The sequence below is a fragment of the Brevibacterium sp. LE-L genome (genome assembly GCF_050214925.1).
Classification (GTDB): domain Bacteria; phylum Actinomycetota; class Actinomycetes; order Actinomycetales; family Brevibacteriaceae; genus Brevibacterium.
Genome location: NZ_CP189759.1, coordinates 138,560 through 149,750 on the forward strand (window position 1 = coordinate 138,560; position 11,191 = coordinate 149,750).

An 11,191-nucleotide genomic window follows, 5' to 3' on the forward strand; every position below is an offset into this window, starting at 1 on the left:
GGCCGGGTGAGACAAGCGGAGGACATAGATGACTGAACCCAAGGTGCTGTCGGGGCGTTACGAAGTTCGTGCGCTCCTCGGCCGTGGGGGCATGGCAGAAGTGCACGAAGGCGTCGACAACCGGCTCGGCCGCCGCGTCGCCATCAAACTTCTGCGGTCCGATCTCGCCCGCGATCCTTCGTTCCACACCCGACTCAAGCGTGAAGCGCAGTCCGCGGCCGGTCTCAATCATCCCGGCATCGTCTCCGTCTACGACTCCGGTGAGGAGGAGTTCGTCGAATCCGGCGGCTCGTCGGTGTCTGTGCCCTTCATCGTCATGGAATACGTCGAGGGCCAGACCCTGCGCGAAGTGCTCAACGAGCACGGCACGCTCACCGTCGACGAGGCGCTCAACGTCATCGCCGGCGTCCTCTCCCCGCTCGAATACTCCCACCGCAACGGCATCGTCCACCGCGACATCAAACCCGCGAACGTCATGCTCACCCCCGAGGGTGACATCAAGGTCATGGACTTCGGCATTGCGCGGGCGCTCAAGGACAACTCCGGGCTGACGCAGACCCAGTCCGTGGTCGGCACCGCCCAGTACCTGTCCCCCGAGCAGGCCCGCGGCGAGGTCGTCGACGCCCGTTCGGACCTGTACTCGACCGCCTGCCTGCTCTATGAGCTGCTGGCCGGTCGTCCCCCGTTCGTCGGGGACTCACAGCTGGCCGTGGCCTACCAGCACGTCGGAGAGACCCCACAGCCGCCGAGCTTCTACAACCAGAACATCCCGCCGGCCGTCGACCGCCTCGTCCTCCACGCTCTGCTCAAGGACCGCGACGCCCGCTACCAGGACGCCTTCACCTTCCGTGAGGACGTGCTCGCCGCCCGCGACGGGCGTCCCATGAGCTTCGAGGACGACGCCGACGCCACACAGGCGTACCCGATGATGGCACCGCCGATGACCGCTCCGATGGCCCATGCCTCCGACGCCGAGGCGGCACCCGAGACCGGGCCGATGTCGGCGATCATGACCAACCAGGAGGAGCGTCCGCCGCAGAAGCGGTCGCGCGCCTGGGTCTGGATCGGCAGCATCTTCGTCCTCCTCGCCCTGGCCGCCGTGGCCCTGTGGGTGTACGAGATCAACAAACCCCCGGAGATCATCGAGGTCCAGGTCACCGATGTCGCCGGCATGGATGCCGAAGAGGCCGAATCCGCGCTCATCCAACAGGGACTGAGAGTCGACACGGACGAGCAGTACAGTGCCGACGTCGACGAAGGCAAGGCGATCGAGACCGATCCTCCCGGCGGTCAGACGGTCGAAAAAGACAGCATCGTCAAGCTGATCGTCTCTTCCGGTCCCGAATCCGTGAAGGTCCCCGACGTCTCCGGAAAGACCGAGGAAGAGGCCCGGAAGATCATCAACGACGCGAAGCTGCAGGCCGGCACCCACATCTCGCAGAACTCTCCGGATGTGGAGAAGGGCGTGGTCATCGAGACCAAGCCCGGTGACGGTCAGGAAGTCGATGTCGACTCGAACGTCGACCTCGTCGTGTCCTCCGGAATGGTCAAGGTCCCCGATGTCACCGGCAAATCCGCCGAGGAGGCCTGCAAGATCCTCGAGGGCGACGACTATCAGCTCGGCTGCAAGACCGAAGAGGTCGAAACGGCCGATCACGACGAGAAGAAGGTCTACGAGCAGTCCGCCACCGAAGGCAGCGAGGTCAAGCAGGGCAGCGAGATCACGGTGAAGGTGGCCAAGAAGCCGCCGGAGCCCTCACCGTCCGTGCCCTCGATCCCCGGTGGCATCCCGACCTCACCGAGCGATGACGACGCCGACAGCGATGGCGGCGGAGACGACGGCAAGGACGATAAGGACACCGACTCGATGGGCGGCGGACTCTTCGACGGCTGGGCCGACGCCTCCGGGCACTGAGGTCCTGCCGCCGCTGAGGTAGGTCCTGCCGCGCCCGCGAGGGCGCCTCTGCCGGGTCTCAGTCCAAGGTGATGAACAGGTCCGTGCGCAGTTCGGCCGGATCCGCCTCGGGGCCGGGTTCGGTGACATAGAGTTCGATGAACGGCAGACCCGGATGATGACCGGCGGCCACCGCTTCCTTGAGCAGCTGTGCCCAGGTCTCTCCGAGTCCGTCGTAGCCGCCGATGTGGCTGCGCACGGCCATCGAACCGGCCGGCAGCTGTGAGGGGATGACGATGCGTCCGCCGGAGATCGGCTGGGCGTTCGTCAGCCCCGCGGAGATGGGGATCCCCACCTGCAGATCCACGGTTTCGCTCGGCTGCCGGGTGTAGAGGGCGAAGGCCGGTCCCGCGGGTTCGACTCCCGCTTCGGACAGGACAGGGAAGATTTCGGAGAACGTGGCATCGAAGAGCGCCGGCAGCTCGGCCATGGCCACGTCCCGGGCCTCGACGACCGCGGCCGGGGTCCCCGGCACTTCGAGCACGGTGAGTTCAGTGAATGGTTCTTCGCGCAGATAGCTCGGTTCTGACATCGCGGTGGCCTCCTTGCGCACTGTGATCGTTGTGCACACGATCCTAACGATCGGCCGCCTCGGCGAGAACCCCGAGCACGCAGGTCGGCGGGAATTCTCAGGCGATCGCGGTCGCCAGCGGAGACATTCCGGCCGCCGCCTGGGCGGCACCTGCGAGACCGCACACCTCGAGCCAGTTGCCGAGCATGAGGTATCCGTGTTCGGTGAGGACGGACTCCGGGTGGAACTGGACGCCGAACAGCGGCTTGTCACGATGTTCGATGGCCATGACGATGCCGTCTTCCGTGCGGGCGGTGACGGTGAACCTCTCGAGGTCGAGGGTCTCGTCGACGATCGCCAGGGAATGGTAGCGGGTCACGGTCAGCGGGCTCGGGCAGCCGAAGAAGATGCCCTCGCCGTCGTGGCTGATCACCGAGGTCTTGCCGTGCATGAGCACGGGCGAATGCGTCACCTGCGCGCCGAACACCTCGCCGAGGGCCTGATGGCCGAGGCAGACGCCGAAGACCGGCATGCCCGCGGATTCGGCCCAACCCAGCAGGGACGGGCACACACCGGATTCGGCGGGAACGCCGGGCCCGGGGGACAGAAGCACACCGTCGTAGGCGCTCACGGTCTCCGGCATCGTCTCGGCGGGGATGTCGTCATTGCGGACGACGTCGACCTCGGCGCCGAGCTCACGCAGGTACGACACGAGCGTATAGACGAAGCTGTCGTAGTTGTCGATGACGAGGATCTTGGTCATTGCTCTCCGTTGCGTCATTGTCCGCCGTCGGTCACGGTCGCGTTGTTGAAGGGCATGTAGGGGGCGATGACGGGGAAGACGTACTGCATGAGCAGCAGCACCACCGCCGCGATGAGGATGAGCGCGAGGATGAGCTTGACGACCCAGTTGCCGGGGAGCAGTCGCCAGATGAGCGCGTACATGTCAGGCACCACCGTCCTTGCTGACCTTGTCGTAGGCCTTCGAGTCCTTGATGTTGTCGGGAGCTCCGTCGCTCGCTGGAGTCCAATCGGTGAGTTCGGCGTAGGCGACGTAGCGTTCCCGTGCGGAGAACATCGGGTTGCAGGCCGTCATCGTCAGGATCCGGTCCTTGCCCTTGTAGTCGGGTTCGTTCGGCACCGGGGCGAGGACCTCGACGGCGTCGGGCAGGATGATGTCGAAGTTGCGGAAGGTGTAGGTGTAGAAGCCGTCCTTGGTCTGGACGATGATCTCATCGCCGGGCCGCAGGTTCGCGATCTCGTTGAACGGCTTGCCGTAGGTCACGCGGTGGCCGGCGACGGAGAAGTTTCCGACTTCGCCGGGCATCGCCGAGTTCGGGTAGCGGCCGACGCCCATCCGGTTGAGCACGGGTTCGAGGTCGACGCCTTCGGCGACGGTGCGATAGTAGTCGTCGCCGAAGCGGGGGATGTAGAAGATGCCGAAGGCGTGGTTCTTGTCCACCGGGTCGGCGACGACGGGTTCGTCCGGGTCATCGGGCAGTTCGTTGGGGTCCTGGTTCGCCCAGTCCTGCGTGAGTTCGTCGGCGAGGACTTCGTTGTCGCGGTTGGCCTGGATGTCCGTCCACCACAGTTGCCAGACGACGAACAGGATGAGGATGAGGCCGGCAGTGATGCAGAGTTCGCCGAAGGTGCGGATGGTGCCGCGGATCGGACCGAGTGGTTCGCGCTGCACGGGCTGGCGCCGACGCGACGTCGCCGCCTGCTCCCTCCGGGATCGGGGCGGGGGCACCGGATGCTGGGGTGGGTGCTGGGCCGAATGCTGAGGTGGGTGCTGAGACGTTTCAGGGGCATCGGAGTACACAGCCGTCGGCTGCCCCTGTGCCGCGGCCGCTTCGGCCTCACGGCGACGCAGTTCGCGCCGGCTGAGCAGCGGCTGGTCACCGTGGGCACCGGTCGGCTGCGAAGAGTGTGGAGGCTGTGACGGCGAGGTCTGGCTCTGTGCAGGACGGATAGTGGGTCGCGTGGGCGGATTCGCGCCCGGTTCGTTACCCGAGGAGGAACTATTGACCACTTCTGCTCCGTGACTGTCACTGCGTTGTCGGGGCTCGTCCGGCAGTCAAGCCAGTACACCCCTATGCACTTTATCCTATGAGAATCACCGTTCGGAGCGCGTTCGGGGCGCTTTCAGGGTAGTCGGAGTTTTTCACTGTGACCTCCCTCGCGAGTAGACTGGTCACCGATTGTCCCCAACCATTCATCCGGCGGCCCCTGCAGCGGTCGACCGTCAAAGGAGTACTCGTGGCCAAGTCCAAAGGACGGACCCAGCGCCCCCAGCGCACTTCTCGCACATCGTCGGCGGCAAAGGCCCAGCAGGCAGAGGCCACCGACGAGGTCGAGGCTGTCGAGACCGAAACGGTCGACACCGAGGCGACAGAGGCAGAGGGCACCACAGAGACGGTGAACGAGACCGAGTCCGAGGACACTGAGTCCAAGGAGCCCGAGTCCCAGGAAGCCGGGTCCGACGAGGCTGCGGAGTCGGATCAGGCCGCGCACGAGGACGATGAGAAGGCTGCGGGTAAGGACAAGAAGTCTGTGGAGAAGAAGACCGGGGAGAAGAAGACCGCGGCTGCGGACTCGGCGAAGTCCAGCGCATCGAAATCCGGCACTGCGAAGTCCGGCGCTGCGAAGGCGTCGACATCGAAGAGCGCGTCCACCAAGCGCACCTCCCGGTCGGGCAATCCGGCCAAGCGTTCGCAGGGCCGCAAGACCGCAAGCTACACCTCGGCGACCGGCCAGCAGACGATCAAGCCGAACCCGAGCTGGTTCCTGCCCGTGCTCATCGGCCTGCTCGTCGTCGGACTCATCTGGCTCGTCACCTTCTACATCACCCAGGGTGCTTTCCCCGTCGAGGCCTGGGGCAACTGGAACATCCTCATCGGCTTCGCCTTCTTCGTGGCGGGGCTGATCATGTCCACCCGCTGGCGCTAGATCGAGGCGCCGGCGGGGCCGGCCTCGCCCGTACCGACTCACCCCGTGTTCATGACATCGGTGTCAACAATCCACAGGGGATGAGTTATACCCAAGCCGGGTGCGTCAGTTGTGGATAACTTATTTTAAGCCTCTGACCAGGCTAAACACACGTATGTAAGTTATCCACGTTGTGGACAGAGCCTGTGGACAAATAATTTTCCACCGCGGAATGCACACAAGACGGCTTTAATCTGCTATAAGCCTTCGTCGGTTCCGCGCCCGGCACCTGGTGCCGGATCCTCCGCCTCGTCACAGCCCCAGACCGAACATCCTCCAGGCCCCGCCCGCCGCCATGAGCACCATCAGCGCGAGCGCGGTCAGGGAGAAGACGAGGCTGCGGCTCCACTGCGGACCGAGCAGTCCCGCGCAGCCGAGGACGAAGCCCGTGAGCAACCCGCCGAGGTGGGCCTGCCAGGACACTCCCTCGACGAGGAAGCCGTACCCGAAGTTCAGGGCCACGAACGCCACCACTCCGACGATGTTGCGGTCGAGGCAACGGCTGGGCACGAGGAGGACGCCGATGATCGCGAACACCGCTCCCGAGGCGCCGATGTGGTGAGTCACCCAGTCGCGGCTGAAGGGGTCGGCGAGGACGAGCACCATCGCCGAACCGCCCACGGTGCCGAGGAGGTAGATGAGAAGGAACTTCACACGCCCCAGAGCCCTCTCGACGAACGACCCGAAGAAGAACAGTCCGATCATGTTCGCGAGCAGGTGGAACGGGTTCGGCTCCTCGTGGACGAGGGCGACCGTGAGGATCCGCCACGGCTGTTCGAGTGTGAGCGCCGGCACGAAGCCCAAGCGGTGAACCAGGTCGAGGGCGGGGATGAGTTCGGCGAGGAAGGCCACCGCGGTGACGATGAGGATTGTGCGGGTGACCATCGGAGGGGATGCATAGAGGGCCCGGCCGGTGTCCCGTGCCGAGCCCTCGTCAGGTGTGTCCATCACACCATCGTACTCAGTGGCCCGTCAGTGTCTGAAGGGCCTGCAGTCCATGGAGGACCCGTCTCACTTCTCGGTGATGTCGACCTTCTCGATGACGACCGGTTCGACCGGCTTGTCCATCGCAGCGGTGGGCACGCCCTCGATCTCGTCGACGACCTTCTGACCGGCTGCGTCGGCGACCTCACCGAAGATGGTGTGCTTGCCGTTGAGCCACGGGGTCTCGGCGGTGGTGATGAAGAACTGCGAACCGTTGGTGCCGCGTCCCATCTGCTTGCCGGCATTCGCCATGGCCAGCAGGTACTTGCGATCGAACTGGAGCTCCGGGTGGATCTCGTCGTCGAAGGTGTAGCCGGGGCCGCCGGTGCCGGTGCCCAGCGGGCAGCCGCCCTGGATCATGAAGTTCGAGATGATGCGGTGGAAGCCGAGTCCGTCGAAGAAGGGACGCTTGGTCGGCTCACCGGTCGAGGGATCCGTGAACTCACGCTCACCCTGGGCCAGCTCGACGAAGTTGGCCACGGTCTTCGGGGCGTGGTTTCCGAAGAGGTTGATGGTGATGTCACCGTGGTTGGTGTGCAGGACTGCTGTATGCGTTGCGACTGTAGTCATGTGCTCATTCTTCCACGCCGCGGCGGTGAATGCAGTTTCGCACCGGCTCCATTGCCGAGTCTGTCAGGCTATCTGCAGACAATTCGAGGACATCCGCTGTCCACAGGTCTTCCCGTAGGCCGTAGACTGGCACTGATCACTTGACCACCGACATCGAAGGATTGGGAACGTATATGTCGAAGAAGCCCACTCGAGATCAGCTCAGTTCGAAGCTCGATTCCGCGAAGCAGACGTCACTCCGAGTCCTGGCAGATGCCAGCGAGAACGCGGCCCCGAAGCTGCGTGAGGCCGCTGACAAGGCTCGTCCCCAGGTCGAGGCTCTGGCCGGCCGGGCAGAGGAGTTCGCCGAAAAGGCGCGCCCGCAGGTCGAGGCTCTGGCCGACAAGGCCAACGATCAGGTTCACTCCTGGGCCGACAAGCTCGAGGCCTACCGTCCCGAAGCAACCGAGCGCGCCGGCAAGTTCGCCTCGAACGCCGCGAACTCCCTGGCCGGCGTCGAGACCCCGAAGCTCATCGATGACCTGGCCGTCCGCCTCACCGGCGACAAGAAGGCCATGAAGAAGGCCCGCAAGGCTCTCGCCGGCGCCGGGAAGCGCATCGAGAAGGACACCGCTCGCAAGTCCGGCGGCGGCAAGGCCGCACTCGTCTGGACCCTCGTCATCGGTTCGGCCGCCGGAATCGGCTACTACGTGTGGAAGAAGGCGCAGCCGGTCGAAGACCCATGGTCGACCCCGCTGCCGAACAACCGTCCCGCCGATGCTCGCCCGGTCGGGTCGACCCCGGCTTCGCGTCAGGGCGCGACCACCCAGGTCTCTCAGACCTCGGTGCCCTCGACGAAGGCGCAGGGCGAGGACGAGGTTCCGGCTCCGAAGCCGGTCGTCAAGCCCGCCGAGGCGCAGGCCGGCGAGGATTCTGACGCCAAGCACTGAGACCGACCACGCGGCGCTGATTCCGTCGGCGTCGAGTGTGTGAAGCGAACCGATCGGTTCGCCTGAAATCGCCGAGGCGGCCCACCCATCCGGTGGGCCGCCTCGGCGCATCTGTGCCCGGAATCTCCCCGCCAGGCTGCTGCTCGGCAGGTCTTAGTCGTCGGCGTCGAGGACTTCGCGTCCGGCCGGACCGCCGCGGGGGAACCCTCCGGCACGGTGGGCGGCCAAGAGTCCCGTGATCGTGAAGGCCAGAGTGGCGGCGAGGACGAGCAGCAGCGGAGCCGTCCATCCGCCGGTCGCCGTGTTGAGCCAGCCGGCGAAGGGCGGAGCCAGGGTCGCGGCGAGGTAGCCGCCGCCCTGCACCCTGGCCGAAGCCGAAGCGGTCTGTGCATCGCTGCCGGCGGTGCGGGCGATGATCGAGAAGATCGCGGTGAAGCCGCCGCCTTGGGCGATGCCGCCGGTGATCGCCCACAGACCATAGGCTCCCGGTGCCAGCAGCAGGCCCACGGGCAGGGACAGCCAGAGGCCGGCGACGATCGCCACGGGCATCCAGGGCTGCGACTTCGCGGCGAGCAGCGGGACGCCGAAGGCACCGAGGATCGCCGCGATCTGGAACAGAGAGGCCGTGCTGCCGGCCGTGGCCGGGGCCAAGCCGATGGTGTCGGCCAGATAGCTCGGCAGCCACGTCGTCGTCGTGTAGTAGGCGATGGACTGGCCGGAGAAGGTGATGATGAGCAGAGCGATGATGCCGCGGAAGGCGGCGGGCGCCTGGCTCCACTTCTGCTTCGATGCGGGGGCGGCCGCCTCGGCGGTGGGGTCCGTCTCGGTGCCGACGGCGGCGGCTTCGGCGGCCCGCGCCGCTTCCCTGCCCCGGCGGATCCTCACACGGATGAGGACCATCCAGAAGCCGAGGCCGATGAACGCGAGCAGCGCCCACGCGGCCAGGGCCCAACGCCAGCCGAAGGCCGCGGCCATGGGCCCGGTGCCGATGAGTGTGGCCATCGAACCGATGTTCATCATCGCCGAATACAGGCCGGTGACCATCGACACCTGATCCCACGGAACCTCACGGCGGATGATGACGGGCACGACGATATTGCCCAGGGTGATCGCCACACCGATGATGCCCGTGCCCGTAAGCACGAGCCAGGACGGACCGACCGACCGCAGCACCGTGCCTACCAGCACCCCGGTCAGGCAGGCGAGGACTGTGGTTTCGGCGCCGAGGCGGGTGATGAGCTTCCCCGCCAGCGGGGTGGCGAGCGCGAACAGGAGGACCGGCAGTCCGGTGAGCAGACCGAGCCCGGCCGCGCTGAATCCCGTGCCCTCCTGGATCGCGGGCAGGATCGCGGTCGGCGCGATGATCGGGGTGCGCAGATTGAGCGCCAGGATGATGATGCCCAGGACGATCCAGGGCAGCATCCTCTTTGCGGAGGATCGGGGAGCGGAGCTCACATGCGCTTGGGGACGCGGATGCCGAGCACTCCGAGACCGGCTTCGAGGACCTCGAGCACGATCGTCGACAGGCGCAGACGGGAGTCCCGCAGCTCCTCGGTCTCGGCGATGAGCACCGGGCACTGCTCGTAGAACGAGGTGAAGCCCTGAGCGAGGTCGAACAGGTAGGTGCACAGACGGTGCGGCGCGGAGCCGGCCGCCGCCTCGGCGAGGACATCGGCGAAGCCGAGGAGGATCAGCGCCAGCTCACGTTCGGCCGGCTCATCGAGGCTGATCGCCGCGTTCTCGACGCGGGCCGTCTCGACTCCCTCGGCTTCGGCCTTGCGTCCGATGGAGCGGATGCGGGCGCCTGCGTACTGCAGGTACGGGGCGGTGTTGCCGATGGGCGCGAGCATCCGGTCGAGGTCGAAGGTGTACGAGGTGTCGTGGGCGACGGAGAGATCGGCGTACTTCACCGCACCGATGCCGACGATGCGTGCGACCTCTTCGGACTCCTCGGCGCTGAAGTCGACGTTCGAATCGGCCAGGGTCGTCTTCGCCCGGGCCACGGCCTCTTCGAGGAGTTCTCCCAAACGCAGCGGGGCACCGGAGCGGGTGCGCAGGATCTTGCCGTCGGAGCCGAGCACATTGCCGATCTTCACATGTTCGGCTTCGAAGGTCTCGGGCAGCCACCCGGCTTCGCGGGCGACGGTGAAGATCATCTCGAAGTGCATGGCCTGCGGGGTGCCGACGACGTAGAGGGCACGGTCGACGCCGAGGTTCATCGCGCGGTTGCGCACGGCCGCGAGGTCGGTCGTGGCGTAGCCGTAGCCGCCGTCGGACTTGCGGATGATGAGCGGCAGGGGTTCGCCGTCCCGTCCGGTGAAGCCTGCGGGGAACACGCACAGGGCCCCGTCGGAGATGCGGGCCAGGCCTTTGGACTCGAGTTCGTCGCAGACCTCGGCCAGGACGTCGTTGTAGGTGGACTCGCCGGCGAGGTCGTCGTCGGTGAGCGTGACGTCGAGGAGGGAGTAGATGCGGTTGAAGTAGTCGCGGGAGTATCCGACGAGTCTCGTCCACAGTCCGAGGGTGTCTTCGTCGCCGCCCTGGAGCTTGACGACGCGGGCGCGGGAGCGGGTGGCGAAGGCCTCATCCGAGTCGAATTTCGCCCGCGCCGCCTGGTAGAAGGCGTTCGGATTCTCCGACACCTCGGCGGCGGCTTCGGAGTCGACGCCGACGTCGAGGAGGTGCTCGATGAGCATGCCGAACGGGGTGCCCCAGTCGCCGATGTGGTTCTGGCGGATGACTCTGTTGCCGAGGAATTCGTGGGTGCGGGCCAAGGCGTCGCCGACGACGGTGGTGCGCAGGTGCCCGACGTGCATCTCCTTGGCCACATTCGGTGCCGAGTAGTCGATGGCGATCGTCTTCGGGTCCGTGTTGACCGCGGCCTCTGCCGCTGATCCGGCGGCAAGGGTGTCGGCGAGGAACTCGGGCGTGAACGTGAGGTTGATGAAACCGGGGCCGGAGATCTCCGGGGGCAGGCAGATGTTGGCGAGGTCGAGGTGCTCGACGATCTGCGCGGCGATGTCACGCGGCTTCGACTTCAGCTTCTTGGCCAGGGGCAGGGCCACATTGGCCTGGAAGTCCGCGAACTGGCTGCTCCTGATCACCGGGTCGCGTCGTGCGAAGTCCTCGCCGAAGGCATGGGCGAGGGCGGCGGCGAAACGGTCCGAGAGCACAGAAGTCAGAGATGGCATGAGCCCATTCTATTGCCGCGTGCAAGTTGCCTGAGCATCGGTTCCGGGCCTGCGCCGCCCGGCA

Annotated in this window: 11 protein-coding genes; 3 read left to right on the plus strand and 8 right to left on the minus strand. The window is 66.2% G+C overall.

The window, feature by feature from the left end:
- Positions 1 to 28: 28 nt before the first annotated feature.
- The gene (gene pknB / locus ACQE2J_RS00610) at positions 29 to 1,915 is read left to right on the plus strand and encodes a Stk1 family PASTA domain-containing Ser/Thr kinase (protein WP_426936874.1); all 1,887 of its coding nucleotides are present in this window, start codon (positions 29 to 31) and stop codon (positions 1,913 to 1,915) included.
- A gap of 58 nt (positions 1,916 to 1,973) precedes the next feature.
- On the opposite strand, the gene ACQE2J_RS00615 is transcribed toward pknB, so the two are convergent.
- The 4 genes from ACQE2J_RS00615 to ACQE2J_RS00630 all read right to left on the minus strand — a co-directional run bounded on the left by ACQE2J_RS00615 (position 1,974) and on the right by ACQE2J_RS00630 (position 4,158).
- Entirely contained in the window at positions 1,974 to 2,486 is a 513-nt protein-coding gene (locus ACQE2J_RS00615; protein WP_426936875.1) for a GyrI-like domain-containing protein, read from the minus strand.
- A gap of 97 nt (positions 2,487 to 2,583) precedes the next feature.
- Positions 2,584 to 3,228, minus strand: coding sequence for an anthranilate synthase component II (locus ACQE2J_RS00620; protein WP_426936876.1), 645 nt, complete (start codon positions 3,226 to 3,228; stop codon positions 2,584 to 2,586).
- Between the two features lie 14 nt (positions 3,229 to 3,242).
- Positions 3,243 to 3,419 (minus strand): hypothetical protein, encoded by a 177-nt coding sequence (locus ACQE2J_RS00625; protein ID WP_425119258.1) that lies wholly within the window; start codon positions 3,417 to 3,419, stop codon positions 3,243 to 3,245.
- A complete protein-coding gene (locus ACQE2J_RS00630; RefSeq protein ID WP_425119126.1) occupies positions 3,412 to 4,158 on the minus strand; it encodes a class E sortase in 747 nt (248 codons plus the stop codon). Before ACQE2J_RS00630 ends, ACQE2J_RS00625 begins: the two co-directional genes overlap by 8 nt.
- Positions 4,159 to 4,724: 566 nt before the next feature.
- On the opposite strand from ACQE2J_RS00630, the gene ACQE2J_RS00635 reads away from it, so the two are divergent.
- The gene (locus ACQE2J_RS00635) at positions 4,725 to 5,414 is read left to right on the plus strand and encodes a cell division protein CrgA (protein WP_426936877.1); all 690 of its coding nucleotides are present in this window, start codon (positions 4,725 to 4,727) and stop codon (positions 5,412 to 5,414) included.
- Positions 5,415 to 5,705: 291 nt separating this feature from the next.
- On the opposite strand, the gene ACQE2J_RS00640 is transcribed toward ACQE2J_RS00635, so the two are convergent.
- Entirely contained in the window at positions 5,706 to 6,401 is a 696-nt protein-coding gene (locus ACQE2J_RS00640; protein WP_426936878.1) for a rhomboid family intramembrane serine protease, read from the minus strand.
- A gap of 63 nt (positions 6,402 to 6,464) precedes the next feature.
- Positions 6,465 to 7,007 (minus strand): peptidylprolyl isomerase, encoded by a 543-nt coding sequence (locus ACQE2J_RS00645; protein ID WP_425119122.1) that lies wholly within the window; start codon positions 7,005 to 7,007, stop codon positions 6,465 to 6,467.
- Positions 7,008 to 7,147: 140 nt separating this feature from the next.
- On the opposite strand from ACQE2J_RS00645, the gene ACQE2J_RS00650 reads away from it, so the two are divergent.
- Positions 7,148 to 7,936: a hypothetical protein gene (locus ACQE2J_RS00650; protein WP_426936879.1), complete on the plus strand. Its 789-nt coding sequence runs from the start codon at positions 7,148 to 7,150 to the stop codon at positions 7,934 to 7,936.
- A 153-nt stretch (positions 7,937 to 8,089) separates the two neighbouring features.
- Here ACQE2J_RS00650 and ACQE2J_RS00655 read toward each other — a convergent pair whose 3' ends face one another.
- Entirely contained in the window at positions 8,090 to 9,391 is a 1,302-nt protein-coding gene (locus tag ACQE2J_RS00655; RefSeq protein ID WP_426936880.1) for a CynX/NimT family MFS transporter, read from the minus strand.
- Positions 9,388 to 11,127 (minus strand): arginine--tRNA ligase, encoded by a 1,740-nt coding sequence (argS, locus tag ACQE2J_RS00660; RefSeq protein ID WP_426936881.1) that lies wholly within the window; start codon positions 11,125 to 11,127, stop codon positions 9,388 to 9,390. The genes ACQE2J_RS00655 and argS overlap by 4 nt, the downstream gene beginning before the upstream one ends.
- Between the last annotated feature and the right edge of the window lie 64 nt (positions 11,128 to 11,191).

Bases quoted from the DNA above. Each gene is read 5' to 3' on its own strand.
- ACQE2J_RS00640 (WP_426936878.1), bottom strand. From the start codon at position 6,401: ATGGACACACCTGACGAGGGCTCGGCACGGGACACCGGCCGGGCCCTC.
- ACQE2J_RS00620 (WP_426936876.1), bottom strand. From the start codon at position 3,228: ATGACCAAGATCCTCGTCATCGACAACTACGACAGCTTCGTCTATACG.
- argS (WP_426936881.1), bottom strand. From the start codon at position 11,127: ATGCCATCTCTGACTTCTGTGCTCTCGGACCGTTTCGCCGCCGCCCTC.
- ACQE2J_RS00615 (WP_426936875.1), bottom strand. From the start codon at position 2,486: ATGTCAGAACCGAGCTATCTGCGCGAAGAACCATTCACTGAACTCACC.
- ACQE2J_RS00645 (WP_425119122.1), bottom strand. From the start codon at position 7,007: ATGACTACAGTCGCAACGCATACAGCAGTCCTGCACACCAACCACGGT.
- pknB (WP_426936874.1), top strand. From the start codon at position 29: ATGACTGAACCCAAGGTGCTGTCGGGGCGTTACGAAGTTCGTGCGCTC.